General features: G+C 70.1%; 27 protein-coding genes and 2 tRNA genes. 15 read left to right on the top strand and 14 right to left on the bottom strand.

Going from position 1 to position 26,446, the window contains the following annotated elements; genetic code table 11:
- Positions 1–24 precede the first annotated feature (24 nt).
- A complete protein-coding gene (proP, locus tag DEJ33_RS13405; protein WP_258378168.1) occupies positions 25–1,629 on the bottom strand; it encodes a glycine betaine/L-proline transporter ProP in 1,605 nt (534 codons plus the stop codon).
- A gap of 239 nt (positions 1,630–1,868) precedes the next feature.
- Between proP and valS the strand changes: the two genes are divergently transcribed.
- Together valS and DEJ33_RS13395 are read left to right on the top strand one after the other, a co-directional pair.
- The gene (valS, locus tag DEJ33_RS13400) at positions 1,869–4,466 is read left to right on the top strand and encodes a valine--tRNA ligase (RefSeq protein ID WP_258374674.1); all 2,598 of its coding nucleotides are present in this window, start codon (positions 1,869–1,871) and stop codon (positions 4,464–4,466) included.
- 98 nt (positions 4,467–4,564) lie between these two features.
- Positions 4,565–4,816 (top strand): hypothetical protein, encoded by a 252-nt coding sequence (locus DEJ33_RS13395; protein ID WP_111195226.1) that lies wholly within the window; start codon positions 4,565–4,567, stop codon positions 4,814–4,816.
- Between the two features lie 106 nt (positions 4,817–4,922).
- On the opposite strand, the gene DEJ33_RS13390 is transcribed toward DEJ33_RS13395, so the two are convergent.
- A complete protein-coding gene (locus DEJ33_RS13390) occupies positions 4,923–5,762 on the bottom strand; it encodes an alpha/beta fold hydrolase (RefSeq protein ID WP_111078817.1) in 840 nt (279 codons plus the stop codon).
- A 133-nt stretch (positions 5,763–5,895) separates the two neighbouring features.
- Here DEJ33_RS13390 and DEJ33_RS13385 point away from each other — a divergent pair, with 133 nt between their 5' ends.
- Together DEJ33_RS13385 and DEJ33_RS13380 are read left to right on the top strand one after the other, a co-directional pair.
- Positions 5,896–6,477: a TetR/AcrR family transcriptional regulator gene (locus DEJ33_RS13385; RefSeq protein WP_111195225.1), complete on the top strand. Its 582-nt coding sequence runs from the start codon at positions 5,896–5,898 to the stop codon at positions 6,475–6,477.
- A 52-nt stretch (positions 6,478–6,529) separates the two neighbouring features.
- A complete protein-coding gene (locus DEJ33_RS13380) occupies positions 6,530–8,557 on the top strand; it encodes a M3 family metallopeptidase (protein ID WP_111195224.1) in 2,028 nt (675 codons plus the stop codon).
- Positions 8,558–8,633: 76 nt separating this feature from the next.
- On the opposite strand, the gene clpX is transcribed toward DEJ33_RS13380, so the two are convergent.
- Positions 8,634–9,914 (bottom strand): ATP-dependent Clp protease ATP-binding subunit ClpX, encoded by a 1,281-nt coding sequence (gene clpX / locus DEJ33_RS13375; RefSeq protein ID WP_111078820.1) that lies wholly within the window; start codon positions 9,912–9,914, stop codon positions 8,634–8,636.
- Between the two features lie 184 nt (positions 9,915–10,098).
- Here clpX and DEJ33_RS13370 point away from each other — a divergent pair, with 184 nt between their 5' ends.
- Together DEJ33_RS13370 and DEJ33_RS13365 are read left to right on the top strand one after the other, a co-directional pair.
- Positions 10,099–10,851: a YcnI family protein gene (locus DEJ33_RS13370; RefSeq protein WP_111195223.1), complete on the top strand. Its 753-nt coding sequence runs from the start codon at positions 10,099–10,101 to the stop codon at positions 10,849–10,851.
- Between the two features lie 23 nt (positions 10,852–10,874).
- A complete protein-coding gene (locus tag DEJ33_RS13365; protein WP_146242632.1) occupies positions 10,875–11,549 on the top strand; it encodes a copper resistance protein CopC in 675 nt (224 codons plus the stop codon).
- 72 nt (positions 11,550–11,621) lie between these two features.
- Here DEJ33_RS13365 and DEJ33_RS13360 read toward each other — a convergent pair whose 3' ends face one another.
- The 5 genes from DEJ33_RS13360 to DEJ33_RS13340 form a co-directional block, all read right to left on the bottom strand.
- Positions 11,622–12,281: an ATP-dependent Clp protease proteolytic subunit gene (locus tag DEJ33_RS13360; RefSeq protein ID WP_110903998.1), complete on the bottom strand. Its 660-nt coding sequence runs from the start codon at positions 12,279–12,281 to the stop codon at positions 11,622–11,624.
- Between the two features lie 26 nt (positions 12,282–12,307).
- Positions 12,308–12,937 carry an ATP-dependent Clp protease proteolytic subunit gene (locus tag DEJ33_RS13355; RefSeq protein ID WP_110903999.1) on the bottom strand — a complete coding sequence of 210 codons (630 nt, stop codon included), beginning with the start codon at positions 12,935–12,937 and terminating at the stop codon, positions 12,308–12,310.
- 167 nt (positions 12,938–13,104) lie between these two features.
- Positions 13,105–14,448, bottom strand: a complete 1,344-nt coding sequence (gene tig / locus DEJ33_RS13350) for a trigger factor (RefSeq protein WP_111195221.1) — start codon at positions 14,446–14,448, stop codon at positions 13,105–13,107.
- A 36-nt stretch (positions 14,449–14,484) separates the two neighbouring features.
- Positions 14,485–14,561: transfer RNA gene (locus DEJ33_RS13345), tRNA-Pro, on the bottom strand.
- Positions 14,562–14,688: 127 nt separating this feature from the next.
- Positions 14,689–14,952 carry a hypothetical protein gene (locus DEJ33_RS13340; protein ID WP_111078824.1) on the bottom strand — a complete coding sequence of 88 codons (264 nt, stop codon included), beginning with the start codon at positions 14,950–14,952 and terminating at the stop codon, positions 14,689–14,691.
- Positions 14,953–15,005: 53 nt separating this feature from the next.
- Between DEJ33_RS13340 and DEJ33_RS13335 the strand changes: the two genes are divergently transcribed.
- The 8 genes from DEJ33_RS13335 (at position 15,006) to DEJ33_RS13300 (ending at position 22,200) form a co-directional block, all read left to right on the top strand.
- Positions 15,006–15,079: transfer RNA gene (locus DEJ33_RS13335), tRNA-Gly, on the top strand.
- A gap of 281 nt (positions 15,080–15,360) precedes the next feature.
- The gene (locus DEJ33_RS13330) at positions 15,361–16,419 is read left to right on the top strand and encodes a LacI family DNA-binding transcriptional regulator (RefSeq protein WP_111195220.1); all 1,059 of its coding nucleotides are present in this window, start codon (positions 15,361–15,363) and stop codon (positions 16,417–16,419) included.
- Between the two features lies 1 nt (position 16,420).
- Entirely contained in the window at positions 16,421–17,932 is a 1,512-nt protein-coding gene (locus DEJ33_RS13325) for a sugar ABC transporter ATP-binding protein (RefSeq protein ID WP_111195219.1), read from the top strand.
- A gap of 80 nt (positions 17,933–18,012) precedes the next feature.
- Positions 18,013–18,984 carry an ABC transporter permease gene (locus DEJ33_RS13320; RefSeq protein ID WP_111045316.1) on the top strand — a complete coding sequence of 324 codons (972 nt, stop codon included), beginning with the start codon at positions 18,013–18,015 and terminating at the stop codon, positions 18,982–18,984.
- 66 nt (positions 18,985–19,050) lie between these two features.
- Positions 19,051–20,001 (top strand): substrate-binding domain-containing protein, encoded by a 951-nt coding sequence (locus tag DEJ33_RS13315; protein ID WP_111195218.1) that lies wholly within the window; start codon positions 19,051–19,053, stop codon positions 19,999–20,001.
- Complete coding sequence (locus DEJ33_RS13310) at positions 19,998–20,954, top strand: ribokinase (protein ID WP_111195217.1); 957 nt, start codon at positions 19,998–20,000, stop codon at positions 20,952–20,954. The genes DEJ33_RS13315 and DEJ33_RS13310 overlap by 4 nt, the downstream gene beginning before the upstream one ends.
- Positions 20,951–21,334, top strand: a complete 384-nt coding sequence (gene rbsD / locus DEJ33_RS13305) for a D-ribose pyranase (RefSeq protein ID WP_111195216.1) — start codon at positions 20,951–20,953, stop codon at positions 21,332–21,334. The genes DEJ33_RS13310 and rbsD overlap by 4 nt, the downstream gene beginning before the upstream one ends.
- A gap of 140 nt (positions 21,335–21,474) precedes the next feature.
- Positions 21,475–22,200: a hypothetical protein gene (locus DEJ33_RS13300; RefSeq protein WP_111195259.1), complete on the top strand. Its 726-nt coding sequence runs from the start codon at positions 21,475–21,477 to the stop codon at positions 22,198–22,200.
- 62 nt (positions 22,201–22,262) lie between these two features.
- Here the strand turns inward: DEJ33_RS13300 and DEJ33_RS13295 are convergent, their stop codons facing one another.
- The 4 genes from DEJ33_RS13295 to DEJ33_RS13280 form a co-directional block, all read right to left on the bottom strand.
- A complete protein-coding gene (locus DEJ33_RS13295; protein ID WP_111078828.1) occupies positions 22,263–22,544 on the bottom strand; it encodes a transcriptional regulator in 282 nt (93 codons plus the stop codon).
- 29 nt (positions 22,545–22,573) lie between these two features.
- Entirely contained in the window at positions 22,574–23,068 is a 495-nt protein-coding gene (locus DEJ33_RS13290; RefSeq protein ID WP_111078829.1) for a hypothetical protein, read from the bottom strand.
- Positions 23,069–23,101: 33 nt separating this feature from the next.
- On the bottom strand, positions 23,102–23,653 hold the full coding sequence (locus DEJ33_RS13285; RefSeq protein WP_111195215.1) for a GNAT family N-acetyltransferase: 552 nt from the start codon (positions 23,651–23,653) through the stop codon (positions 23,102–23,104).
- 197 nt (positions 23,654–23,850) lie between these two features.
- Positions 23,851–24,165, bottom strand: coding sequence for a putative quinol monooxygenase (locus DEJ33_RS13280; protein ID WP_111078831.1), 315 nt, complete (start codon positions 24,163–24,165; stop codon positions 23,851–23,853).
- A gap of 106 nt (positions 24,166–24,271) precedes the next feature.
- Between DEJ33_RS13280 and DEJ33_RS13275 the strand changes: the two genes are divergently transcribed.
- Positions 24,272–24,943 (top strand): TetR/AcrR family transcriptional regulator, encoded by a 672-nt coding sequence (locus DEJ33_RS13275; protein ID WP_220034486.1) that lies wholly within the window; start codon positions 24,272–24,274, stop codon positions 24,941–24,943.
- Positions 24,944–24,962: 19 nt separating this feature from the next.
- Here the strand turns inward: DEJ33_RS13275 and DEJ33_RS13270 are convergent, their stop codons facing one another.
- Both DEJ33_RS13270 and DEJ33_RS13265 read right to left on the bottom strand, forming a co-directional pair.
- A complete protein-coding gene (locus DEJ33_RS13270) occupies positions 24,963–25,580 on the bottom strand; it encodes a TetR/AcrR family transcriptional regulator (protein WP_111195258.1) in 618 nt (205 codons plus the stop codon).
- Entirely contained in the window at positions 25,573–26,433 is an 861-nt protein-coding gene (locus DEJ33_RS13265; RefSeq protein WP_111078833.1) for an alpha/beta fold hydrolase, read from the bottom strand. Before DEJ33_RS13265 ends, DEJ33_RS13270 begins: the two co-directional genes overlap by 8 nt.
- Positions 26,434–26,446 lie beyond the last annotated feature (13 nt).

Below are 26,446 nucleotides of genomic sequence, written 5' to 3'. Positions count from 1 at the left end.
GGCCTCCAGGCCGGGTGGTGCGGGTCAGGATCCCGCGGGTGCCCTGTCCTGCGCGCCGTCGCCGACCGGACCGTCCCCGGTCACGACCGGGATCTGGCTCGTCGAGAACTCCTTCGCCCAGTCGGACCGTGCGAGCTCCGAGGTCGGGTCGTTGTAGTCGTCGATGACGCCGGCGACCTCGTCCTCGGACCCGACCGTGGGGCCGGAGCCCATGAGCGGCGTGGCGGCGGTCTCCTTGGTGAAGTACACCGCGACGAGCCCGATGACGGCCGCCAGCATGAGGTAGAAGGCGGGGATGTCCTCGGCCCAGCCGTAGCCGCCGTCCTTCGCCCAGTTGATGAGTGCGGCGGTGGCGAGCGGGGTGGTCCCACCGAACAGCGACACCGACACGTTGAACGCGATGGCCAGGGCGCCGTAGCGGATGATCGTCGGGAACAGCGCCGGCAGGGTGGACGGCATCGTCGACGTGAAGGTCACCAGGACCACGCCCAGGATGAGCAGGCCGGAGAAGACCCCGACGCCGGTGCCGGTCTGGACGAGTCCCAGCGCCGGCCAGGACAGGAGGAAGAAGCCGATGCAACCGGCGGCGAGCACCGGACGACGACCGAAGCGGTCCGACAGCCGACCGCCGAACGTGATCACGACCATCATGAGCAGCATCACGACGACGATCAGGATGAGCCCGAACGTGGCGTTCTGGCCGAGGTTCTGCTCCAGGTAGGTCGGCATGTACGACAGCAGCATGTAGTCGGTCACGTTGAAGACCAGGACCAGCCCGATGCAGATGATGAGCGCACGCCAGTTCTCGGCGAAGAGCTTGAGGAACGGCGTCTTCTGCGACTCGCGCTCGGCGGCCTGCTCCTGCTGCTTCTGGAACGCCGGGGTCTCCTCGAGCTTCAGCCGCAGGTACAGGCCGATCAGGCCGAGCGGCCCGGCGATGATGAACGGGATGCGCCAGCCCCAGCTGAGCAGGGCGTCCTCGGACAGGCCGAACTGCAGGCCGGTGACGATCGAGGCGCCCAGCACGTACCCGGCGAGCGTGCCGAACTCGAGCCACGAGCCCATGAACCCGCGCCGCTTGTCCGGCGAGTACTCGGCGATGAACGTCGCGGCGCCGCCGTACTCACCACCGGTCGAGAAGCCCTGCACGAAGCGGGCGACGAGCAGCAGGATCGGGGCCCAGACGCCGATCGTGTCGTACGACGGGATCAGGCCGATCATCAGCGTGCCGGCGGCCATCAGGATCATCGTCAGCGCGAGGACCTTCTGGCGGCCGATCCTGTCGCCGATGGGACCGAAGACGGCGCCGCCGATCGGTCGGACGATGAACGCGGCCGCGAAGAAGCCGAAGGTCGCGACGACGTTCGACGCCGGGTCACCCTCCGGCAGGAAGACCTGCGAGATCGTGACCGTGAGGTAGGCGAAGATGCCGAAGTCGAACCACTCCATCGCGTTGCCGAGGGCCGCGGCGGCGACGGCACGCTTGAGCATCGACTCCTCGACGACGGTGACGTCGTCCTCGGTCAGCTTCCGTCGGGCACGCTTCACGGCCCCCTTCGTCCGCACGGCGCCCTTCGTCCGCAGCGGGCGGTCCGCGTGCTGCTGCTTCGGTGTGTCGTTGGCTGGCAAGGTGTTCCTCCGGTGTGCTGTGGCGTCCTTCGGGCTCCCGGCGGGACGGCCGGGCTTCCGGCGAGACAGCGACACTGGCGTCCTGCGGACCGCGCTCGCCGGACAAACCCCGGAAGCCTAGCAGGTGGGCTGTCCGGCGCGGCCGACCGGTACGCTGAGGACCGCACCCGCACCACGCGGGGACACTCAGGCACCTCATCACGGACTCGGTGCCGCACATACGAACGGAAGGCGCAGCCATGACCAAGCCCATGCCCGACAAGCCATCGGTGGACGGACTCGAGCAGGTCTGGGGGCCGCAGTGGGAGCAGGACGGCACCTACCGGTTCGACCGCGACGCCGCCGGTGACCGGTCCGCCGTCTACTCGATCGACACCCCGCCGCCGACCGCCTCCGGCTCGCTGCACATCGGTCACGTGTTCTCGTACACGCACACCGACCTCAAGGCCCGGTTCGAGCGGATGCGCGGCAAGCACGTCTTCTACCCGATGGGCTGGGACGACAACGGTCTCCCCACCGAGCGTCGCGTGCAGAACTACTACGGCGTCCGCTGCGACCCGTCGCTCCCCTACGACCCCGACTTCGCCCCGCCGTTCGCCGGCGGTGACGGCAAGTCGAGCAAGGCCGCCGACCAGCTGCCGATCTCGCGCCGCAACTTCATCGAGCTGTGCGACGAGCTGACCGTGCAGGACGAGCAGCAGTTCGAGGAGCTCTTCCGGACCCTCGGCCTCTCCGTCGACTGGACGCAGTCCTACCGCACGATCGACGCGACCTCCCGGGCCAGCGCGCAGCGTGCCTTCCTCCGCAACCTCGAGCGCGGCGAGGCCTACCAGGCCGACGCCCCGACGCTCTGGGACGTCACGTTCCGGACCGCGGTCGCGCAGGCCGAACTCGAGGACAAGGAGATGCCGGGCGCCTACCACGGCCTGGCCTTCCACAAGAGCGACGGCAGCGGCGACGTCGTCATCCAGACCACCCGCCCCGAACTGCTGCCGGCGTGCGTCGCCCTCGTCGCGCACCCGGACGACGAGCGGTTCCAGGACCTCTTCGGCACCACGGTCCGCTCCCCGCTGTTCGACGTCGAGGTCCCGGTGCTCGCACACCACCTCGCGCAGAAGGACAAGGGCGCGGGCATCGCGATGATCTGCACGTTCGGTGACACCACCGACGTCGTCTGGTGGCGCGAACTGCAGCTGCCGAACCGCTCGGTCATCGGCTTCGACGGTCGTGTCCGATCCGACGAGCCGGAGTGGATCGAGTCCGCCGAGGGCCGTGCGCTCTACGCCGAGATGGCCGGCAAGACCGTGTTCTCCGCCAAGAAGGTCGTCGTGGACGCCCTCACTGAGTCCGGCGAGCTGGTCGGTGACATCACGACGATCAACCACCCGGTGAAGTTCTTCGAGAAGGGCGACAAGCCGCTCGAGATCGTCTCCACGCGCCAGTGGTACATCGTGAACGGCGCCCGCGACGAGCAGCTCAAGAAGACGCTGCTCGAGCGCGGTGACCAGATCGCGTTCCACCCCGACTTCATGAAGGTCCGGTACGAGAACTGGGTCGGCGGCCTGTCCGGCGACTGGCTGATCTCGCGCCAGCGCTTCTTCGGCGTGCCGATCCCGGTCTGGTACCCGCTCGACGCCGACGGCAACCCGGTCTTCGACCAGCCGATCGTCCCGACCGAGGCGCAGCTGCCCGTCGACCCGTCGTCCGACCCCGCCCCCGGGTACGACGAGTCGCAGCGCGGTGTCGCCGGTGGCTTCCAGGGCGAACTCGACGTGATGGACACCTGGGCGACCTCGTCCCTCACCCCGCAGCTCGCCGGCAAGTGGGAGACCGACCCGGCGCTCTACGACCTGGTGTACCCGTACGACGTCCGCCCGCAGGCGCAGGACATCATCCGGACCTGGCTGTTCACGACCGTCCTCCGGAGCCAGCTCGAGGCAGACGTGGTGCCGTGGAAGAACGCGTCGATCTCCGGCTTCATCGTCGACCCCGACCGCAAGAAGATGTCGAAGTCGAAGGGCAACGTCGTCACACCGCTGTCCGTCCTCGAGGCACACGGCGCCGACGCGGTCCGCTACTGGGCGGCCTCGTCGAAGCTCGGCACCGACGCGGCGTTCGACCCGCAGAACCCGAAGCAGATCAAGGTCGGTCGACGACTGGCGATCAAGGTCCTCAACGCGGCGAAGTTCGTCTACGGCTTCGAACTGCCCACCGGCGCCCACCGGGTCACCGAGGCACTCGACGTCGACATGCTCGCCGCGCTCGGTACCGTCGTCGACCAGGCCACGGCCGCGTTCGATGCCTACGACCACGCCCGGGCGCTCGAGATCACCGAGCGGTTCTTCTGGACGTTCTGCGACGACTACCTCGAGCTCGTCAAGGAGCGTGCCTACGGCACCGCCCCCGACTCGGTCCACGAGACGCAGGCGAGCGCGGTCCTCGCGCTCCGCGGCGCGATCGACGTGCTGCTCCGCCTGCTGGCGCCGTTCCTGCCGTACGCGACCGAGGAAGTGTGGGCCTGGACCCACGACACCAGCGTGCACCGGGCCTCCTGGCCGGTCCGTGCCGACCTGCCGGTCGACCAGGCCGAGACCGGGCTGCTGGCCGCCGTCGGTCAGGCACTGATCGGCATCCGTGGTGCGAAGACCGCGGCGAAGGCGTCCCAGAAGACGCCGGTCACCCGGGCCGTCGTGCAGGCGCCCACCGCCGTCCGTGAACTCGTCGAGCGGGCGGCCGTGGACCTGGCGGCCGTCGGCCGGATCCAGGACCTGTCGTTCGTCGACGGCGACGAGTTCGCCGTCGTCGAGATCGAGCTGGCGGAGCAGCCTTCGGCCTAGTCGACCCGGACCGGACACCGGACGCCCCGTTACCGTGGAGACACGGGCGGGGCGTCCGTCGTTACGGCGCCCTCCCCCGACACGGACTGGAGGCTCGCATGCAGTTGGGTACGAGATGGAACGTCGGCGCGGAACCACCCGCGCGACTGCCCGAGACGATGGTCGTCGCCGTGCGCGGAGTCGAGGACGAACTGGCCGCCGGACCGGTCGACGCCTCGACGTGGCGCTGGACGCTGACGTTCCTGGAGGGCAAGCCGATGGTCGAGCTGGACGACGGGACGTCGATCCACCTGGACCCGCTCGGGCACGCGCAGGTGACCGACCCGGACGACGCGGGGACCGAGGACTGAACACCTCGCGTGCGGACGAGAGCCGGCCTGCAGCACGGGACCACCGTGGTGCAGGCCGGCTCGGTGTCGGGTCAGGCGCGGACGCCCGACCGGGATCGCCGAGGGATCAGGACTCGGCGAGCCAGGAGAGCAGCACCGCGTTGACCTCGGCGGTGTGCGTGGTGAGGAGGCCGTGGGGCGCGCCCTCGATCTCGACGTAGCGGGCCGCGGGCAGCGCCTGGGTGAAGCGTCGGCCGGTGGCGTCGATCGGCAGGACGTTGTCCGCGGTGCCGTGCACGATGAGCGCCGGGACGGTGACCTCCGGGATGTCCTTCCGGAAGTCCGTCGGCCAGGTCAGCGGGGCCGCGACGGAAGCGATCGCACCCGAGCCGGCGGCGACGTTCCAGGCGTTGCGGACCTGCTCCTCGGAGATGCGGGTGCCGAGGTTCTCCGACAGGTTGAAGAAGCCCTCGTAGAAGGACGTGAAGTACGCGTAGCGGTCCTTCGCGACGTCCGCGGAGACACCCTCGAAGAAGGCCATCGGCGCGGCACCGTCGGGGTTGTCGTCGGTGATGGCCAGGTAGGGCTCGAGCGAGGCGAGGAACGCGACCTTCGCGATCCGGTCCTCACCGTGGCGGGCGATGTAGCGGGCGATCTCGCCGGTCCCCATCGAGAAGCCGACCAGGATCACGTCCTGCAGGTCGAGGGTCTCGAGGACGGTGTGCAGGTCGTCGGCGAAGGTGTCGTAGTCGTAGCCGGTCGAGGGCTGCGAGGACTGCCCGAACCCGCGACGGTCGTACGTGATGACCCGGTAGCCGGCGTCGAGCAGCGGCGGGACCTGGCCCTCCCACGAGTTGCCGTCCAGCGGGAACCCGTGGATCAGCACGATCGGCTGCCCCTGGCCCTTGTCCTCGTAGTGCAGGGCGATGTCGACGCTGTTCTCGGTCCCGACGGTGATGGATCCCATGGTGTTCCTCCTGGTGAAGTGCACTGAGCCCCGTGGAGAACGGGCGTTCTCCGGTGGTGTCGCCTACACTAGAGAACGATCGTTCCCGGCGCAACTCGGATGCCGGTGGACACTGAGTGGACGGAGCACGCACATGGCGACGAGCACGGTCGAACCCGAGACGGCAGCACGGATCGTCGAGACGGCGGACGCGCTCTTCTACACGCGCGGCATCCAGGCCGTCGGCATGGACGAGATCCGCTCGACCGCCGGCGTCTCGCTGAAGAAGCTCTACGCCGCGTTCCCCGGGAAGGAGCAGCTCATCGCCGCCGTCCTCGCCGGCCGCCACGAGTTCTGGGAGCAGGGCATCCGGGCCGCGGTCGACGCCGCCGACGGTCCGCGCGCGCAACTGCTGGCCGTGTACGACTTCCTCGAGTCGTGGTTCGGGGACGAGACGTTCCGCGGCTGCGGCTTCATCAACGCCTTCGGTGAGCTCGGCGCGACCTCCCCCGCGATCGCCGAGATCGCCCGCGACCACAAGGACTCGTTCCAGCGGTTCGTCGCCGAGATCGCCGCGCGGGCCGTCCCCGACGCTGACCGGGCGGAGGAACTCGCGTCGCAGCTGGCCCTGCTCGCCGAGGGAGCGCAGACCACCGCGGCGATCGCGGGGACGACCGAGGCGGCCGTGCACGCACGCCGAGCAGCCGCGGTGCTCATCGACGCAGCGACGCACTAGGACCGAGGGGCTCGCGCGCCCGGCGTGGCGCGCACGTCGCTAGGTTGGGGCGATGGCCACTCCGTTCGATGGACCGAGCACCCTCCCCTACGCCCTCCCCCCGTTCGACGACGTCCGGACCGAGCACTACCGGCCGGCCTTCGACGCGGGCATGGCCGAACACCGCGCAGAGGTCGAGGCGATCGCCACCGACCCCGAACCACCGACGTTCGAGAACACCCTCGTCGCGCTCGAGCGTGCCGGGCAGCTGCTGCAGCGTGTCGAGATGGTCTTCTCCACCGTCACCTCGGCCGACTCCACCGACGAGCTCCGTGACCTCGAGGCCGAGCTCTCCCCGCTCCTCGCCGCACACCGCGACGCGATCGTCCTGGACGGCCGACTGTTCGCCCGGGTCCGCGCCGTGCATGACGCGCTCGACGCCACCCCCGGTCGCTCCGAGGAGGACCGCCGTCTGGCCGAACGCACGCTGACCGAGATGACCCTGGCCGGTGCAGGGCTCGACGACGCCGGCAAGGAGCGCCTGACCGCGGTCAACCAAGAGCTTTCTTCGCTGACGACGACGTTCGAACGCAACCTGCTCGAGGACACCAACGACGCCGCGGTGCACGTCACCGACGAAGCCGAACTCGCCGGCCTCGACGACGGTGCGAAGTCCGCCGCCGCGGCAGCCGCCGCCGACCGTGGTCTCGAGGGGTGGCTCGTCACCCTGCCGCTGTACACCGGGCACCCGTGGCTCGCGACCCTCACCGACCGCGGCCTCCGCCAGCGGATCATGGAGGCGTCGCTCGCCCGCGGCCGCCGCGGCAACGCGTTCGACAACCGGGCGGTCCTGCTCCGCATCGTCCGCCTCCGAGCCGAACGGGCCGAGCTGCTCGGCTTCCGCGACCACGCGTCGGTCGTCACCGCGGACGAGACGGCCCGTACCCCGGAAGCCGTGGCGGGCCTCCTGTCCTCGCTCGTCACCGCCGCCGTCGCGAACGCACGCGACGAGCGCGAGGCTCGTTCCCGCACCGTCGGCTTCGACGTCGAGTCGTGGGACTGGGCGTACGCCACGGAGGTGCTGCGGGGCGCCCAGTTCGCCGCCGACAGCAGTGCCCTCCGTCCGTACCTGGAGGCCGACCGGGTCCTGGTCGACGGCGTCTTCCATGCCGCAGGAGCCCTGTACGGCCTGCGCTTCACCGAGCGTCATGACCTGCACGGGTACAACGAGGAGGTCCGCGTCTTCGAGGTGGTCGACGAGCAGGACGCCCCCGTCGGGCTGTACCTGCTCGACCTGTACACGCGCGACGGCAAGCGCGGTGGTGCGTGGATGAACCCCGTCGTGGAGCAGTCACACCTGCTCGGCACGCTGCCGGTCGTCGTGAACAACCTCAACGTGCCGAAGCCCGCGGTCGGCTCGCCGACGCTGCTGACGCAGGACGAGGTCGAGACCCTGTTCCACGAGTTCGGCCACGCCCTGCACGGCCTGATCGCCCGGACGACGTACCCCCGGTTCTCCGGCACGAACGTCGAGCGCGACTTCGTCGAGTTCCCGTCGCAGGTGAACGAGATGTGGGTCACGTGGCCGTCGGTCCTGGCGAACTACGCCCGGCACCACGAGACCGGCGCGCCGATGCCGCCCGAGCTCGTCCTGGGCCTCAGCAACTCGGAAGGGTTCAACGAGGGCTTCGGCACGACCGAGTACCTGGCCGCCGCGCTGCTCGACCAGGCGTGGCACCGGTTGAGCGCCGCGGACGCCGCTGCGGTGACGGACGTCGAGGCGTTCGAACGGGAGGCCCTGGTCGCCGCCGGCATCGACGCCCCGGCCGTCCCGCCCCGATACTCGTCGACGTACTTCGCGCACACGTTCTCCGGCGGGTACGACGCCGGCTACTACGGGTACATATGGAGCGAGGTGCTCGACGCCGACACCGTGGAGTGGTTCCGCGAGCACGGCGGACTGTCCCGCCAGGCCGGCGAACGCTTCGCGCGGCTGCTGCTCGGCGTCGGCGGCGCGAAGGACCCCCTCGAGGCCTACCGCGAGTTCCGCGGCCGTGACGCCGAGGTCGGCCCGCTGCTGCGTCGCCGCGGGCTGGAGTAGCCCGGGCGGTCGCCACGCGACACAGAAGCGCGCCCCGTCGAGGACGGGGCGCGCTCCTGTGTCGGGGTGCGTTCGGCTACGCGGACTTCTCGACGCGCTTCGGCTGCGACCGGGGCACGATCGTCGGTGCCGCGTTCTCGAGCACCGAGGCCCGGGTGACGACGACTCGGGCGACGTCGTCGTCCGAGGGGACGTCGAACATGATCGGCCCGAGGACCTCTTCCATGATCGCGCGGAGGCCACGGGCACCGGTCTGGCGCAGGACGGCCAGGTCGGCGATCGCCTCGAGTGCAGCGTGGTCGAACTCGAGCTCGACGCCGTCGATCTGGAACATCCGCTGGTACTGACGGACCAGGGCGTTCTTCGGCTCGGTGAGGATCTGCATGAGCGCAGCCTGGTCGAGCTTCGACACCGTGGTGACGACGGGCAGACGACCGATGAACTCCGGGATCAGGCCGAACTTGTGCAGGTCTTCCGGCAGGACCTCCGAGTACAGGTCCTGGTGGTCGGTCGGGCTGTGCAGCTGGGCACCGAAGCCGATGCCGTGCTTGCCGACACGCGAGGAGACGATCTCTTCCAGCCCGGCGAAGGCACCGGCGACGATGAACAGGACGTTCGTCGTGTCGATCTGGATGAACTCCTGGTGCGGGTGCTTCCGACCGCCCTGCGGTGGGACCGAGGCGACGGTGCCCTCGAGGATCTTGAGCAGCGCCTGCTGCACGCCTTCGCCCGAGACGTCGCGCGTGATCGAGGGGTTCTCGGCCTTCCGCGCGATCTTGTCGACCTCGTCGATGTAGATGATGCCGGTCTCGGCACGCTTGACGTCGTAGTCGGCCGCCTGGATCAGCTTGAGGAGGATGTTCTCGACGTCCTCGCCGACGTAGCCGGCCTCGGTCAGGGCAGTGGCGTCGGCGACGGCGAACGGCACGTTGAGCCGCTTCGCGAGGGTCTGCGCCAGGTACGTCTTGCCACAGCCGGTCGGGCCGATGAGCAGGATGTTCGACTTCGCGATCTCGACGTCGTCGCGGTCCTCGGCGGCGGTGATCTGCCCCTGGGCCCGGATCCGCTTGTAGTGGTTGTAGACGGCGACCGCGAGGGCGCGCTTCGCCGGGTCCTGCCCGATGACGTACTCCTGCAGGAAGTCGAAGATCTCGCGCGGCTTCGGCAGGTCGAACTCACCACTGCCGGTGTCCTCACCCGCTTCGGCGAGGCGCTCTTCGATGATCTCGTTGCAGAGCTCGACGCATTCGTCGCAGATGTAGACGCCGGGTCCGGCGATCAGCTGCTGCACCTGCTTCTGGCTCTTCCCACAGAAGGAGCACTTCAGGAGGTCGGCGCTCTCTCCGATGCGTGCCATGCTCTCGGCCTTCCCTGGTCGACGTGCACCGCCAGTGCGGTCCACGAGGTCGTCGTGCACCGAGCCTAACCGCTCCCGGTGACACAGTCGGGGACCCCCGGCCGCGTTCGCCCAGGGCGTGGTCGGCCTGGTAGCGTGAGCGGCGTTGCTCTACAAGTTGTAGAGAACGGCTCCTGGAGGAACCATGCAGAAGCGCCTCGCCACCGGCGGTGTCGTGACCCTCGGCGTCGCCGCCGCCATCGTCCTCGGCACCGCGGCCTCGGCCAGCGCCCACGTCGAGGCCGAAGCGTCGTCGACCGCCGTCAACTCGTACACCACCGTCACGTTCTCCGTGCCGCACGGCTGCGACGGATCCCCCACCACGAAGCTGCAGTTCCACGTCCCCGAGTCCGTGATCGAGGTCACGCCCACCGTGAACCCGAACTGGACGATCACGAAGGCGACCGAGCCGTACACGGCCCCGAGTTCCGCAGCCGGATCCGACGAGGACGCGGCGGAGGCGGCCGCGGAGCGCATCACCAGCGTCACCTACACCGCCAAGACCCCGCTGCCCGCCGACGAGCGCGACACCTTCTCGCTCTCCTTCGCGCTGCCCGACGGCAAGGCCGGTGACACCGTGTCGATGCCGGTGACGCAGACCTGCGAGCAGGGTTCCACCGCGTGGGACCAGGCGACGAAGGCCGGTCAGGCCGAGCCGGAGCACCCCGCACCGACGATCACGCTGACCGCGGCCGCATCGGGCGACGACGAGCACGGCACCACCGAGTCGACTGAGCCCGACGCGGCCACCGCGACCACGGCCTCCAGCCCGTCCACCTCCACCCCCGCCGACCCGGACCTGGTCGGCCGCTTCCTCGGTCTCGGCGGCCTGCTCCTGGGCGCCGTCGCACTCGTCGTCTCGGTCGCCGCCTCGCGTCGCCGCGGCAGCAGCAAGTGACGACGGGCACCGAGCAGTCGGGCATGCAGTCGGACGTGCAGCCGGGCGCACGTCCGGCGCTGCGCCGCCGGGTCCGGGCCGGGAGGCTCGGTGCCGGGACGCTCGCAGCCCTCACGCTCGTGGGTGGTGTGGTCCTCGGCCTCGCCGCCCCCGCCAGCGCGCACAACTACGTCGTCGCCGCGACCCCCGCGTCGAACAGCACGCTGACCGCACTGCCGAAGACGTTCGCCATCACCACGAACGACCGTCTGCTCGACATCGGCGACACGGACTCCGGGTTCGCGTTCCGCATCGTCGGTCCGGACGGCCGGTACTTCGAGGACGGCTGCGTCGACGTGGAGGGCCCGACGATGTCCACCGCGGCCGCCCTCGGGAAGTCCGGCGAGTACCAGGCCGAGTGGCAGATCATCTCGGCCGACGGGCACACCGTGTCGGACTCGTACGACTTCACCTGGAAGGCGCCGGCGGGCTTCACCCCCGCAACCGGTGCGACGAAGCCTCCGACCTGCGCGACCGACGGCAACGGCTCGACAGCCGCGGCCAGCACGACCGGCACGGAGTCCGGCGGCACGGCCTCGACGGCCTCCGACGCGCTGTGGATCGGCGCCGGCGGACTCGTCGTCGTGGCCGCGGTCGTCGCCGTGCTGCTGCTCGTGCGTCGCCGACCGGCACCCGCCGCCGACGGCGACGACGACTGATCGGCAGTTCCCGCCGCGGGAACGACGACGGCCCCGCACCGATAAGGTGCGGGGCCGTCGTGTGTCCGGGTGCTACTTGACGAGCGCGGGGACGTTCTTGCGGCTGGTGAGGACCTGGTCGATCAGGCCGTACTCCACGGCTTCCTGCGCGGACATGATCTTGTCGCGCTCGATGTCGTGGTTGATCTCGGCCGGCGTCTTGTTCGAGTGCTTCGACAGCGTCTCTTCGAGCCAGGTCCGCATGCGGAGGATCTCCGCCGCCTGGATCTCGATGTCGGACGCCTGACCGCCACCCTGCTGGACGGCAGGCTGGTGGATGAGCACACGGGCGTTCGGGAGCGCCAGGCGCTTGCCCGGCGTGCCGCCGGCCAGGAGCACCGACGCGGCCGAGGCCGCCTGACCGAGGCAGACCGTCTGGATCTGCGGACGGATGTACTGCATGGTGTCGTAGATCGCCGTCATCGCGGTGAACGAGCCACCGGGCGAGTTGATGTACATGACGATGTCGCGGTCGGGGTCCATCGACTCGAGCACGAGCAGCTGGGCCATGACGTCGTCGGCCGACGCGTCGTCGACCTGGACACCGAGGAACACGATGCGGTCCTCGAAGAGCTTCGCGTACGGGTCCTGCCGCTTGTAGCCGTAGGCCGTGCGCTCCTCGAAGCTCGGGAGGATGTACCGATCAGAGGGGGCCGGGACGTTCTGCGCGCCACCGAGCATGGGGAGATGCATTCTCGTTTCCTTTTCTTCGGTGGGGATCAGGACTGGGCGTCGGGCTCGGCCGCAGGGGTCTGCGTCTCACCGTCGTTGACGGTTCCGCCACCACCGACGACCTCGGCGGACGAGGCGCGGAGGTGGTCGACGAAGCCGTACTCCAGGGCCTCCTGCGCCGAGAACCAGTTGTCGCGGTCGTTGTCCTTGAGGATCTGCTCGATGGACTTGCCGGTCTGCTCCGCCGTGAGCTCGGCCATCCGCTGCTTCATGTCGAGGATGACCTTCGCCTGCGTCTGGATGTCGGCAGCGGTGCCACCGAACCCACCCGACGGCTGGTGCAGGAGCACGCGCGCGTTCGGCGTGATGTAGCGCTTGCCGGGCGTGCCGGACGAGAGCAGGAACTGCCCCATCGAGGCGGCGAGGCCGATGCCCACCGTGACGATGTCGTTCGGCACGAACTGCATCGTGTCGTAGATCGCCATGCCGGCGGTGATCGAGCCACCGGGCGAGTTGATGTAGAGGTAGATGTCCTTCTCAGGGTCCTCGGCGGCGAGCAGCAGCAGCTTGGCTGCGATCTCGTTCGAGTTGTCGTCGCGGACCTCGGAGCCGAGCCACACGATCCGGTCTCTCAGAAGGCGGTCAAAAACACTGGGGTTCAGTGTTGCTTCGGCCATGGAAAAGCTCCCGTTCAGTTGTCGCTTGTTGTCGAACTTATCGGTTGCAACGCACGCGGTCGCGCCTGTTCGCTGTCGGCAATGCGGTCGACCGGAAACCGACCGCGGACGCACAGGAGGCGCGGTGCCAGCTGGCACCGCGCCTCCTGTTGCGGAATGGCTCCCGACTACTTCGCGTCGGCCTCGGCGGACTCGTCGTCGGTCTCGTCGGACTCCACGTCGTCACCCTCGGCGACACCCGCGGTGAACGCGGAGAGGTCGACCGGGTTGCCGGCGGTGTCCTTCACGGTGACCTTCGACAGCACCGTGGCGACGGCCTTCGAGCGAGCGACCTCGCCGACCATGCCGGGGATCTGGCCGTTCTGGTCGATGACCTTGATGAACTCGGCCGGCTCCATGCCGTACTGCGCCGCGGCCTGGATCAGGTACTGCGTGAGCTCTTCCTGCGAGACCTGGATCTGCTCCTTCTCGGCGATGGAGTCGAGGAGGATCTGCGAGCGGAAGGCCTTCTCGCTGGACTCGGCGACCTCCTTGCGGTGCTCGTCGTCCTCCAGACGGTTCTCCTGCTCGAGGTGACGGTGCACCTCGTCCTCGATGAGCTTCTCGGAGATCGGGATCTCCACCGACTCGAGGAGCTGCTCGACGAGCTTGTCGCGTGCCGCAGCGCCCTGGCCGAAGGTCTTCGACTTGGCGATCTGCTCCTTGAGGTCGGCCTTCAGCTCGTCGAGCGTGTCGAACTGGCTCGCGATCTGGGCGAACTCGTCGTCGGCCTCGGGGAGCTCGCGCTCCTTGACGGCGGTGACGGTGACGGCGATCTGGGCGGTCTCGCCCTCGCGGTCGCCACCGACGAGCTTCGACTCGAAGGTGGTGGACTCGCCTGCGGTGAGGGACTCGAGCGCCTCGTCGATGCCCTCGAGCAGGTCGCCCGAGCCGATCTCGTAGGAGACGCCGGTGGCCGAGTCGACCTCGTCGTCACCGATGGTGGCGGTCAGGTCGAGCTGGGCGAAGTCGCCCGAGGTCGCCGGACGGTCCACGGTCACGAGGGTGCCGAAGCGCGTGCGGAGGTTCTGCAGCTCTTCGTCGATCTCGTCGTCGGAGACCTCGACCGCGTCGACCGTCAGCTCGAAGGAGCCGTAGTCGGGCAGGTCGAACTCGGGACGGACGTCGACCTCGAAGGTGAGGACGAGGTCGCCCGAGAAGTCCTTGACGTTCGGGAGCTCGGCGACGTCGGCCTCGGCGCGGCCGAGGATGCGCAGCTCCTGCTCGTCCACCGCCTGACGGTAGAAGGTGTCGATGGCGTCGCCGACGGCGTGGTTCAGGACCTCGCCGCGACCGACGCGCTGATCGACGATCGCCGGCGGGACCTTGCCCTTGCGGAAGCCGGGGATGTTGATCTGCTCTGCGATGTGCTTGTACGCGTGGTCGATGCTCGGCTTGAGATCGTCCGGCGTCACGTTCACGGTGAGCTTGACGCGGGTGTCGCTCACCTTGTCGACGGTGCTGGTGGCCAAGGGATGTTCTCCTGTTGGTTGACGTTCGATGTGACCTGGTCGGGGCGACAGGATTTGAACCTGCGACCTCCCGCTCCCAAAGCGGGCGCTCTACCAAGCTGAGCTACGCCCCGGTACGAGGGCCAGGATCGTCGCGTGCGCCGTTCAGCGCGCGGGCAGGACGAATCCCACCCAGCGACCTCGACGAGTCTAGCGGGCTCCAGGTGCGCGCCGCCCGGGAGGACCGCCGGTTGTGGGAAGTCACCCGTCCGCGGACTGCCGCAGACCCCGACGCCACTGCACGCCGACGACGACCTGGACGGCCAGGGCGGCCACCCCGAGGAGCAGCCCGACGACGATCCGCCACACATGCAGCAGTGCGTGCCAGGGCTGCGCCTGCGGGTCACCGAACAACTCCGGGCGGAGCGAGAGGACCACCGCGGCGACGGCCACCAGCGCGTACGACAGCACCCGGGAGCGCCTGATCGTGCGCTGCGACGACTCGTCCGGCGGCGGCAGGATCATGGGGGTGTCGTTCGTCCGGTATGGTGGTGGGGCTGCGACATGTGCGCAGGCGCGGGGATGTAGCTCAATGGTAGAGCCCCAGTCTTCCAAACTGGCTACGCGGGTTCGATTCCCGTCATCCCCTCCACAGACGCGAACCGGCACAGCGCCGATCCTCGATTCCCGTCATCCCCTCCACTCTCTCCCCCGTCCGGCGCCGTCTGATCGGCGCTGTCTCGGCGTGCCCGACTCCTCCGCGAAAGCGACAGATCGGCGCGCATCTTCGGCGCAGGACTGTCGCTTTCGCGGACGACTCGGCGAGCGCGGCCCCGGACCGCGCCGCTTGACAGCGCCCGGGGGCGGTCCCTATGGTCGTGGAATCGATTCCATGGAATCGATTCCATGACTCGCCCAACGGAGTGCTCACTGATGAACACCGTCACCATCAAGGACGTCGCCGCCCGCGCCGGCGTCTCCGCAGCGACGGCGTCCCGCGTGCTCTCCGGCAACGCAGCGACGAGCGAGGAGTCGCGTCGAGCGGTCGAACAGGCGGTCAAGGACCTCGACTTCCGTCCGAACCTGCAGGCCCGGGCACTGCGCTCGACACGGTCGGACACGATCGGTCTGCTGGTCTCCGACGTCCGCAACCCGTTCTTCGCCGACCTCGCCCACACCATCGAGCAGGCGGCACTGGCCGAGGGGTACGTCACGCTGCTCGGCAACGCGAACGAACGAGCCGACCAGCAGAACCGGTACCTCGACACGCTCATCGCCCGCCGGGTCGACGGTGTGATCGTCGCTCCGCAGGGCAACGACACCGGCACCGTGCAGCAGCTCGTCGACCGCGAGGTCCCGACCGTGTTCGTCGACCGCGTGATCCCGGGCATCGACGTCCCGAGCGTGACCACCGACAGCAGCACCGGCATCCGGCAGACCGTCGACCATCTCGCCGCCCTCGGCCACACCCGCATCGGGTACATCGCCGGCCCGCAGAGCGTCTCCACCGGCCGCGAGCGGTTCACCGCCTACCAGGACGCCGTCGTCGCAGCCGGGCTGAGCGAGGACCCCGAACTCGTCGTCTTCGGTGACTTCCAGGCCGCGTCCGGTTCCGCCGGCGTCACCACGTTGCTCGAACTCGACGACCCGCCCACGGCGATCTTCGCCGCGGACAGCCTGATGGCCGTCGGTGCGATCGCGATCCTCAACCGACTCGGCCTCCGGGTCGGCCAGGACATCGCGCTCGTCGCCTTCGACGACATCGAGTGGTTCTCGTTGTTGGAACCCGCGCTCTCCGTCGTCGCCCACAGCGTCGAGGACATGGGTCGCGTCGCCGTGGGCCTGCTCCGCGACGTCATCGACGGCGGCAGCCCCGAGTCCGTCCGTCTGCCGAGCGAACTGATCGTGCGTGCGTCCTCGGCCACTCCCATCCGACCCGCCCGGCAGGCCGCATCGTCGCGCCCCGCCGCCCAGCAGCACCCGGAGAACTGACATGGCGCAGACCCCCCTCCTCACCCTCGACCAGGTGAGCAAGTCGTTCGGCCCCGTCCAGGTGATCACCGACGTCACCGTCGACGTGCACGCCGGGAAGGTCCAGGTCCTCCTGGGCGAGAACGGCGCGGGCAAGTCGACCCTCATCAAGATGATGTCCGGGATCCACCAGCCCGACGGCGGACGGATCCTGGTCGACGGGGCCGAGGTGAGCCTCCCGACCGTCTCCGCCGCGGAGCGGCTCGGCATCGCGACGATCCACCAGGAACTCAACCTGGTCGGCTCGCTCAGTGTCGCGGAGAACGTGATGATGGGCCGGATCCCGACCCGCTTCGGGCTGGTCGACCGGAAGACGCTCCGCCGTCAGGCCGAGGCCGCCCTCGCGGTGATCGGGCTGGATGTGGACGTCGACACCCCCGTCGGCGAGCTCGGCATCGCACGGCAGCAGCTGGTCGAGATCGCGAAGGCGCTCAGTGTGGAGGCGCGGATCCTGATCCTCGACGAGCCCACCGCCGCCCTCACCCGCCACGAGACCGAGGCCCTGTTCCGCGTGGTCGCGGACCTCCGCGCCCGGGGCGTCGGCATGCTGTTCATCAGTCACCACCTCGACGAGATCGCCGAGATCGGCGACACCGTCGCCGTGCTCCGCGACGGCCACTTCGTCGCCGAGGTCCCCGCATCGACCCCGGAGGACGAACTCGTCCGACTCATGGTCGGCCGGAGCATCGAGGAGCAGTACCCGACCGGTAGCGCCGTCGTGGACCGTGCGGACGCCGTCCTGCGGGTCGAGCACCTCACCGCTGCCGGCCGGTTCCAGGACGTGTCCTTCGACGTGCACGCCGGTGAGATCGTCGGCATCTCCGGACTCGTCGGTGCCGGACGGACCGAACTGGTCCGGGCCATCGCGGGCGCCGACGGGTACGACAGCGGCACGGTGACCGTCCGCGGCCGCCAGCTCGGCAAGGGCAGCGTCGCCGGGGCGATCCGCGCCGGCATCGGACACGTGCCCGAGGACCGCAAGGGCCAGGGCCTGGTGCTCGGCGCCTCCGTCAACGACAACCTCGGGTACGCCACGCTCGCGTCGAGCGCCCGGGGTGGACTCGTCGACTTCGCCGGGCAGAAGCAGCGTGCCGAGCAGGTCGCTGCCCGGCTCCGCATCCGGATGCACGACATCGACCAGCCGATCGGGTCGCTCTCCGGCGGCAACCAGCAGAAGGCCGTGTTCGGTCGGTGGATCCTCGCGGGCTCGAGCGTGCTGCTGCTCGACGAGCCCACCCGTGGCGTGGACGTCGGCGCGAAGGTCGAGATCTACGAGCTCGTCAACGCCATCACCGCCGGTGGGGGTGCCGTCGTGATGGTGTCGAGCGAGCTGCCCGAGGTGCTCGGCATGAGCGACCGGATCCTCGTCATGCGAGACGGTCGGATCGCCGGCGAACTCGACGGTGCCGACGCCACCGAGGACGCCGTGATGACCCTCGCCGCCCGCGACGTCCCGGACGCCGACGCCGCCTGACGACGGCGCCCCCTCCCGCGCGGTCACCCGCGCGCACATCCCCGCGTACAGCGCAGTACCCACGAGAAAGCACATGCCGCATGTCATCGACCACTGCGAAGGCCCCGAACCGGTCCTTCTCGTTCACGAAGTTCCTGGCGAACAACGGCGCCCTCGTCGGCCTCGTCGTGCTCTGCATCGCGCTCTTCATCGCGACGCCTGACTTCCTCACCGGCCGCAACATCCTCAACATCGGCATCCAGGTGTCGACCGTGGCCGTGCTCGCGTTCGGCGTGACCTTCGTGATCGTCGCGGGCGGCATCGACCTGTCCGTCGGCTCGGTCGCCGCACTGTCGGCGATGGTCTCCGCGTGGTTCTTCGCCACCGCGGGGCTGCCCGGCTGGCTGGCCCTGGTCGGCGGACTCGTCGCCGGGCTCGCCACCGGCGTCGTGAACGGCCTGGCCAGCGCCTACGGCAAGCTGCCGTCGTTCATCGCGACCCTGGCGATGCTCAGCGTCGCCCGCGGTCTGACCCTCGTGCTCTCCGACGGCAAGCCGGTGCCGACCTCGCCCCAGGTGTCGTTCCTCGGCGGGGACATCGGCCCCGTGCCGGTGCCGATCATCGTCCTCGTGGTGGCCGCGCTGATCGCGTCCTTCATCCTCAACCGCACTGTGATCGGTCGGAGCATGTACGCCGTCGGGGGCAACGCAGAAGCGGCACGGTTGTCGGGCCTCCCGGTCAAGCGGATCGTGGTCGTCGTGTTCGGGCTGTCCGGGCTGTTCGCCGCACTCGCCGGCCTGCTGCTGGCGGGTCGACTCGACTCGGCGCAGCCGCAGGCCGCCAGCGGCTACGAGCTCGACGCCATCGCGTCGGTCGTCATCGGCGGCGCCTCGCTCGCGGGCGGTGTCGGCCGGATCTCCGGCACCTTCATCGGCGCGCTCGTCCTCGTCGTGATCCGCAACGGCCTGAACCTGCTCAACGTCAGCTCGTTCTGGCAGCAGGTCGTCATCGGCCTGGTCATCGCGGTCGCCGTCGGGTTCGACGTGCTCCGCCGCAAGACGCGCAGCAGCTGACGCGCAGCAGCTGACGCGCTCCTCTCCTCTTCCTCCTCCCCCACCCTCTCCACAAAGGAACCAACGATGAAGTTCTCCTCCTTCCAGAAGGTCGCCACCGTCGGCGTCGTCGCCGGCCTGGTCGTCCTCGGCACCGCCGGGTGCAACCGCACGAGCAGCACCGGCGCGTCGGGTGGCGGCGCCATGAAGATCACGCTCGCCCTCTCCACGCTCAACAACCCGTTCTTCGTCGAGGTCCGCGACGGCGCGAAGGCCGAGGCGAAGAAGCAGGGCGTCACCCTCGACGTCGTCGACGCCCAGAACGACTCGGCCCAGCAGGCGAACCAGCTGCAGACCGCCTCGAGCGGCAGCACCAAGGCCGTCATCGTCAACCCGGTCGACTCCGACGCTGCCGGCCCGAGCGTCACCGCGCTGAACAAGGCCGAGATCCCGGTCATCGCCGTCGACCGCACCGTCAACGACGCCTCGGTCGACTCGTTCATCGCGAGCGACAACGTCGCCGGTGGCAAGCAGGCCGCCGACGACCTGGCGAAGGCGATCGGCGAGAAGGGCGAGATCCTCGTCCTTCAGGGTCAGGCGGGCACCTCCGCCAGCCGTGACCGTGGCCAGGGCTTCGCCGAGGGCATCAAGGCCTACCCGGGGATCAAGGTCGTCGGCAAGCAGACCGCGAACTTCGACCGCGCCACCGCGCTCGACGTCACCACCAACCTGCTGCAGGCCCACCCCGACGTCGTCGGCGTCTTCGCCGAGAACGACGAGATGGCACTCGGCGCGATCAAGGCCCTGGGCGCGAAGGCCGGCACGAGCGTCAAGGTCGCCGGCTTCGACGGCGAGGCCGACGGCCTCAAGGCGATCCAGGACGGCACACTGAGCAGCTCGGTCGCCCAGCAGCCCGCCAAGCTCGGCGCACTGGCCGTCGACCAGGCAGTGAAGGCCGTCTCCGGCAAGGCCGAGAAGACCGTCCAGGTGCCCGTCGTCTCGGTGACCAAGAGCAACGTCGGAGACTTCACCAAGTGAGTCGTCCCACCGGAACCGTGGTCGTCGTGGGTTCACTCAACGTCGACCAGGTCGTGACCGTCGATCGCCACCCCGCACCGGGTGAGACGCTCATCGCGACCTCCTTCTCCCTGCTCCCGGGCGGCAAGGGTGCGAACCAGGCCGTCGCGGCCGCCCGTCGGGGCGCGCCGACCGTGATGGTGGGGAGCGTCGGACGCGACGGTGCGGCGACGGTGGCCACTAGCCTCCTGGCCGACAGCGGCGTCGACGTCACCCACGTCCGCGCGGTCGACGCCCCCACCGGGCTCGCGACCATCACGGTCGACCGCAGCGGCGAGAACACGATCGTCGTGGTCCCCGGGGCCAACGCGTCGACCGGGACGGAGGCTGTGCTCGCGGCCGCGGACACCGTCGCGTCGGCCGCGGTGGTCGTCCTGCAGGGCGAGGTCCCCGCGGACGGCATCGGCGCCGCCGTCACGGCGGCGACCGGGCGGGTGCTGCTCAACCTGGCACCCGTCGTGCCGGTCGGACGGGAGGTCGTGCTCGCCGCCGACCCGCTCGTCGTCAACGAGCACGAGGCAGCGCTCGTCCTCGCGCAGCTCGTCCCCGGTGCCGAGGTGCCGGCGGACGAGGGCGCGCTCGTCGCGACGCTCCGCTCGCTCGGGATCCGGTCCGTGGTCGTCACGCTCGGAGCACGCGGTGCCCTGGTCTCCGACGACGAGGACCCGACAGCGGTGATCGCCGTGCCGTCACCGCGCGTGGTCGCGGTCGACACCTCCGGTGCGGGCGACGCGTTCGTCGGGGCGCTCGCCGCCGGGCTCGCCGCGGGACGCTCCCTGCTCGAGTCGGCTCGTCAGGCCGTCCGGGTCGGGGCGTTCGCCGTGCAGGGGGTCGGGACCCAGCCGTCGTACCCGGCGCTCGACGACGTGCTGCCCGAGGACCGGACCGACGGAGCGCAGGGAGTCGACGCGTGAAGAAGACCGGCATCCTCAACGCGGAGTTGAACGCGGGGCTGAGTCGGCTCGGCCACGGCGACCTCGTCGTGGTCGCGGACTGCGGGCTCCCGATCCCACCGGGCGTCCCGGTCGTGGACCTCGCCCTCGTGCACGGAGTCCCGCGTTTCGTCGACGTCCTCGACGCACTGCTCGGAGACGCGGTCTTCCAGGACTGCGTCGTCGCGACGGAGGTCGCCGGGACCGAGGTCGAGACGTGGTTGGCCGAACGGTTCCCGGAGCGCCGGTCGGTGTCACACGAGCAGCTCAAGGCGATGTCCGGCGGAGCGCGGCTGTTCGTGCGCACCGGCGAGGCGACGCCGTTCGCCAATGCGGTGCTCGTCTGCGGCGTTCCGTTCTGAGGTCCGGGCCGTCCCCGGCTCGCCACCGACCGTTTGTACCCCGATGGTCCCCATGGTGGAGGACTAGCTTGGCGGTGACCCGGAAGGACGTCGACTCCGCGGCGGACACGCTGCTGCGCTGGTGCGACGGGGATGCACCGATGTCACGAGCCCGCGAGATGGTCCGGTCCGCACTCACGATGCCGGTGCGTGTGGGGCGGATGAGCGAGTTCGTCTTCCGCCGTTCCGACGCCGCCTGGGACGTGTTCCCCGACGACGACCCGGCCGGCACCGTCCCGGGGTCGGCGGTCGACCGGGTCTGGTTCGTCGGCGAGCGAGGTGAGCTCTCGCTCGGCGTCCGTACCCACGAGCTGTCCCTCCCGGCGTTCTTCGCCCGGAAGCGCGCAGGCCGATGTGGTCGCGGGACCTCGTGGTCGATCGCCAGCGCACCGTCGTCGAGCGTCCGACAGCTGCCACCGATCGTCCATGCGCACCGCGAACACCTGCAGGAGTGCGAGCTCGCTGTCGTCATGGTGGGCATCACCGACGCGCTGCGGGTGATGCCTCCGAGGACGTGGGAGGAGCACCTCCGGGACACCGTCACCGCACTCCTCGAGGTGCTCCCGCCCACAGCCCGGGTCCTCGTCGGTGAGATCCCGCCCCTCGACAACGCCGGCAGCCTCTCCCGTCCCGCGCGGGCCGCCGCCGGCGTGCACGGGAAGGCGCTCAACCTCCGGTCTCGCGCGGTGGCGGAGGACCACCCGCGTGTCAGCGTCGTCGGCTTCCCGGAGGAGCTGACGCGATCGGTGTGGCGTCCGGAGGCGGAGGAACACCGGTACCGCGACACCTACGCGGTGTGGGGCGCACACCTGGCCGCTCACGCCTGAGCGTCCGTCCCGATCTCCACGACCCCATCGACTCACGTCCGCGGTCCCTCAGCGCTCCGGCGTCAGCCCAACAGAGCGCGCAGGGCGGCGACGTGTCCCTGGTAGGCGCTGCGACCCTCCGGGGTGAGTGCGAGCCACGTCTTGACCCGACCCTTGCCGGTCGGCTTGCGCACCGTCAGGTACCCCGCGTCCTGCAGCACTTTGACGTGCTTGCTCGTCGCCGAGTCGCTCGCGCCGAGCACGTCGCGCACCACTGAGAACTCGGCCTGGTCGAGCGGATCGAGGAACGCGCAGATCTGCAGACGGTTCGGCGCGTGCACCACCTCGTCGAACGTCCCGCTCACGCCGCTCCCCCGACCCGTCGACGGCGCGGTCACGAGGCCTGCACGCGGCCGTGCCGCAGCTCCGAGCGCAGCCGGCGGTCGAACCGACGTCCGAGCAGGACCATCGCCACGACGACCATCGCCGCCAGCACCCACACCGGCCAGAGGAGGCCCGTGGCCTCGTGCACGAAGATCGCGGCGACGACCGCGATCACATCGAACACGCCCATCGCCACTGCCCACCGGGTTGCGGCTCCGGCTCGGTGGCCGGAGACCCACACACCGGTGAGTCGGCGGTAGGCCGAGACGAGCGTGAAGATCCCGGCGAAGAAGACGACGAGCACGGCCACTCGGACGATGGTGTCGCCCAACGCGTAGCCGACCAGGTAGGCGCCGGCGAGCAGGCCCAGGGCCGGGTGGTACCACCACGGGGTCACCAGACGGTCGGCGACGGAGGCCCTGGTCGCGTCGACCGCGGCGAGCGCCTGTCGGGCGTCGGTCGGGTCCGAGCCGTCGGGTGCGCTGTTCCTCGGGTCGTTTTCCATGTCGGCAAGTCAATCATTTGCCGCCATGGAAAGTCAACGGTCGACCGGGACCGGGACCGGGACCGGAGGATCGTCACGCAGCCGCTGGAACATGCGGTGGTCCTGCCACCGGCCCGCGATCTCGAGGTACCGCGGGGCGAGGCCGTACTGGACGAAACCGTTGCGGGCAAGCACCCGCTGCGAGGCGGTGTTCTGGACGAGGGTCTCGGCCTGGACCCGATGCAGGCCGAGCTCGTCGAACGCATGCCCGAGCGCCGCGGCGACTGCGCGGGTCGCGAGGCCTCGGCCGGTCCGGTCCTCCGACAACCAGTACCCCATCGCGCAGGACCGGAACGAGCCGCGCACGATGCCGCTGAGGGTCAGACGACCTGCCACCTGGCCGTCATCGTCGAGGACCACGAACGGGACGGTCCCGCCGCGACGGTGTTGCTCCAGCACGAGGTCGATGTCCGTCCGCTGACCGGCGACGGTCTCGTACCCGTCGGCGCGGATGGGGCTCCACGGCGCGAGGAACGCCCGGTTGCGGACGAGCAGGTCGGAGAGTGCGCGGCCGTCGCCGGGTTCGATCAGGCGGATGCTGGTCATCGTGCGCGTCCGTCGAGAGGACGCCCGCTCTGCAGCTCCCGCACCAGCGGCCAGTCGCCCTCGACGGATCTGCGGCCGGAGGACGAGACACTCATACCGATGACGGTAGCGGGCCGCCTGCTCCGGCCGGAGCGCCAAGGTCGGCGTGTGCTGAACCGGAGGCAGGAGCGCGACCGCGGCGATCGCGACGGCCGACTTCAGCTCGCGAACCCCGAGAAGGCAGGCCGGACGGTCACCCGCATCGGCGGAGCGGCGAGCAGGTCGATGACCTCCTCGTGGTTCGCGTCGATCACGGGGTCGGCGAAGTGGCGTTCGAACGACGCGTCGTCCGCGTAGAACTCGAACGCCCACAGGGTGTCCGGGTCGTCGTCCGCACGGCAGAGCACCCAGTCGGTGGGACCGTCCGGGTCCCCGGTGAAGTGCAGCGCGTTGGTGAGTTCGAACAGGCGGTCGCCCATGCCGGGCTTCGCCTGGAACTGCAGGACGGTGCCGGGCTGGTTCGAGGTGAGCATGCGGATCCTTCTTGGGAGGGAAGACGGCGACATCGGTGACGTCACGTTGGAACGGTGTTCCATCGCAGCGTATGGAACGTGGTTCCAGTCATGTCAAGATGGGGTCGTGCAGGACGAGCAGCGAGCCGAGCGGCGCAGGGAACCGTTGACGAAGGACGTGATCGTCCGGGTGTCGGTCGAGATCCTCGACGCAGCCGGCGAGACGGGACTGACCTTCCGGGCGCTCGCGACCCGGCTCCACACCGGCGCAGGAGCGATCTACCACCACGTCGCGAACAAGAGCCAGCTGCTGACAGCCGTCACCGACGACGTGGTCGCCGCAGCCCTGCACGACCGAACGCCCCCCGCGGAACCAGCGCAGGCCGTGCGGATCCTCATGCTCGACGTGTTCGACGTGTTCGACGCGCACCCGTGGGTCGGCACGCAACTGGCAGCAGAGCCGTGGCAGCCCGCGGTCCTCCGGGTCTTCGACCGTGTCGGCACACTGCTGGACGCGCTGGGCGTGCCCGCCTCGGCGCAGTTCGATGCCACCTCGACGCTGGTGCACCACGTCCTCGGCGTCGCCGGGCAGTACGCAGCAGCAGCGCGCCTCGCCGGCCCCGGCACGGACCGGTCCGCGTTCCTCGGCGCCGTCGCCACCAGGAGGACCACCCAGGGAGGCGCCGGCGCGTTCCCCTTCCTGGACCGGGTCGCGACGACGTTCGCCGACCACGACGACCGTGCGCAGTTCCGCGCCGGAGTCGACGTGATCCTGGCCGGGATCGCGACGCTGCGCTGACCCACGGGGGAGCTCCGCGTCAGGGACGCGGCGCTCGCCCGTCGGGCACGACCGAACGCCCGTCCCCACCCGTAGCCCGGGCCCGCAGTCCCTGGTCGAGGAAGTCGATCATCCAGGTGAAGCTCTCGTCCACGTCGGCGCCGAGCTGGAACCCGCCGGACACCTCGAGGGTGGCGAAGCCGTGCAGCATGCTGCGGAGCATCCGGAGCGCGTGCACCTCGTCGGCCGGGTCGAGCCCGTAGTCGCGGAGGACGGTGACGAACGACGACAGCGACCGGTCGAGGGCCGTTGCGAGCGGGTCGTCGGCGTCCGCCGGTCGGCTGCCGGTGGTGGCGGCGTAGCGACCCGGGTGTTCCTGCACGTACCGACGGACGGTGCGCGCGGCGGCGGCCAGGGCCTCCCGTCCGGTGCTCCCCCGGGTCGCCTCCGTCAGTGCCTCGGTCAGCTCGGCGGCAGCGAGCGCTGCGATCCGCCGGGTCAGGTCCGGGAGGCCCGCCACGTGTTTGTAGAGCGACGGCGGCTTCACGCCGAGCCGGTCCGCGACGGTGCTCATGCTCAGCTGCGCGAGGCCGTTCTCGTCGGCGAGGACCGCGGCGGCCTCGGTGACGACCGCGGGGTCGAGTCCGGCCCTAGGCACGGTCACCACCCGTGGTGGTCGCCGTGAGCGTGCGCCGAAGGAACGGGAGCAGGAGGTCCATGACCTCGGCCGGGGTCTCGCGGTGCGGGTAGTGCCCGGCGCCCTCGATGACGGCGAGTTCGCCGAGGCCGGTCGGCAGGTCGCCGAGGATGCGGCGACCCTCGGCTGCGGGGTCGGCCCAGTCCGGGTCGGCACCGCCCTGGACGACGAGCACCGGGCAGCGGACGTCAGCCAGTCGAGCGCCGGCGTCGGCCGGGTTGGTCTTCGTCATCGCCGTGAGCACGGCCATCCGCTCGGGCTGCCGCAGGGTGTCCTCGATGTGCCCGCGTTCGGTGGCCCAGTCGGCGGGCTTGGTGGCGACCGCCAGGTCCAGGTAGGCGAGCCAGCCCGGCAGGCTGCCGGCCGTCATGACCCGCAGGAGTTGGACGGTGCCGGATCGGTGGTGGTTCCGGTTGCGGAGGAACCCGCCGAGGTCGAAGGACTGCGCCCGGGTGAAGGGGGCGAGTTCCACGACGCCGGTGATGAGCTCCGGGGCGTCGGCGGCGGCGATCGTCGCGGCACCGCCACTGATCGACTGACCGACGACGACGGCCGGGCCACCGAGGTGCCGGACGACGGCGACGAGGTCCCCGGCGATGTCCGCGCGGGAGTACCCGGTCCATCCGGTGCTCGAGTCGCCGCAGCCGCGGATGTCGACGTTCGCGACCCGGTACCCGGCGGCGACCAGTTCGGGGACGAGGAACCGGTACGAGTGCCGGGTGTCGCCCATGCCGTGGGCGAGGACGACGAGGGGTCCGGTACCGCTGACGTCGACGGCGATGGTGCCGCCGTCACGTTCGATGTGTTCGAGCATGCTTGCCTCCTGG

Source organism: Curtobacterium sp. MCPF17_047 (assembly GCF_003234045.1).
In the GTDB taxonomy this organism is placed as follows: domain Bacteria; phylum Actinomycetota; class Actinomycetes; order Actinomycetales; family Microbacteriaceae; genus Curtobacterium.
This window is presented reverse-complemented; position numbering and strand designations above follow the sequence as displayed.

What these genes read in the sequence shown, in the direction of transcription:
- DEJ33_RS13385 (WP_111195225.1), top strand. Translation starts at nt 5,896, where the DNA reads ATGGCGACGAGCACGGTCGAACCCGAGACGGCAGCACGGATCGTCGAG.
- DEJ33_RS13265 (WP_111078833.1), bottom strand. Translation starts at nt 26,433, where the DNA reads ATGCTCGAACACATCGAACGTGACGGCGGCACCATCGCCGTCGACGTC.
- DEJ33_RS13280 (WP_111078831.1), bottom strand. Translation starts at nt 24,165, where the DNA reads ATGCTCACCTCGAACCAGCCCGGCACCGTCCTGCAGTTCCAGGCGAAG.
- DEJ33_RS13390 (WP_111078817.1), bottom strand. Translation starts at nt 5,762, where the DNA reads ATGGGATCCATCACCGTCGGGACCGAGAACAGCGTCGACATCGCCCTG.
- DEJ33_RS13325 (WP_111195219.1), top strand. Translation starts at nt 16,421, where the DNA reads ATGGCGCAGACCCCCCTCCTCACCCTCGACCAGGTGAGCAAGTCGTTC.
- DEJ33_RS13355 (WP_110903999.1), bottom strand. Translation starts at nt 12,937, where the DNA reads ATGGCCGAAGCAACACTGAACCCCAGTGTTTTTGACCGCCTTCTGAGA.
- DEJ33_RS13285 (WP_111195215.1), bottom strand. Translation starts at nt 23,653, where the DNA reads ATGACCAGCATCCGCCTGATCGAACCCGGCGACGGCCGCGCACTCTCC.
- DEJ33_RS13365 (WP_146242632.1), top strand. Translation starts at nt 10,875, where the DNA reads ATGCAGTCGGACGTGCAGCCGGGCGCACGTCCGGCGCTGCGCCGCCGG.
- DEJ33_RS13315 (WP_111195218.1), top strand. Translation starts at nt 19,051, where the DNA reads ATGAAGTTCTCCTCCTTCCAGAAGGTCGCCACCGTCGGCGTCGTCGCC.
- DEJ33_RS13290 (WP_111078829.1), bottom strand. Translation starts at nt 23,068, where the DNA reads ATGGAAAACGACCCGAGGAACAGCGCACCCGACGGCTCGGACCCGACC.
- valS (WP_258374674.1), top strand. Translation starts at nt 1,869, where the DNA reads ATGACCAAGCCCATGCCCGACAAGCCATCGGTGGACGGACTCGAGCAG.
- DEJ33_RS13330 (WP_111195220.1), top strand. Translation starts at nt 15,361, where the DNA reads ATGAACACCGTCACCATCAAGGACGTCGCCGCCCGCGCCGGCGTCTCC.
- DEJ33_RS13380 (WP_111195224.1), top strand. Translation starts at nt 6,530, where the DNA reads ATGGCCACTCCGTTCGATGGACCGAGCACCCTCCCCTACGCCCTCCCC.
- DEJ33_RS13320 (WP_111045316.1), top strand. Translation starts at nt 18,013, where the DNA reads ATGTCATCGACCACTGCGAAGGCCCCGAACCGGTCCTTCTCGTTCACG.
- DEJ33_RS13360 (WP_110903998.1), bottom strand. Translation starts at nt 12,281, where the DNA reads ATGCATCTCCCCATGCTCGGTGGCGCGCAGAACGTCCCGGCCCCCTCT.
- DEJ33_RS13395 (WP_111195226.1), top strand. Translation starts at nt 4,565, where the DNA reads ATGCAGTTGGGTACGAGATGGAACGTCGGCGCGGAACCACCCGCGCGA.
- DEJ33_RS13340 (WP_111078824.1), bottom strand. Translation starts at nt 14,952, where the DNA reads ATGATCCTGCCGCCGCCGGACGAGTCGTCGCAGCGCACGATCAGGCGC.
- DEJ33_RS13370 (WP_111195223.1), top strand. Translation starts at nt 10,099, where the DNA reads ATGCAGAAGCGCCTCGCCACCGGCGGTGTCGTGACCCTCGGCGTCGCC.
- clpX (WP_111078820.1), bottom strand. Translation starts at nt 9,914, where the DNA reads ATGGCACGCATCGGAGAGAGCGCCGACCTCCTGAAGTGCTCCTTCTGT.
- DEJ33_RS13300 (WP_111195259.1), top strand. Translation starts at nt 21,475, where the DNA reads ATGTCACGAGCCCGCGAGATGGTCCGGTCCGCACTCACGATGCCGGTG.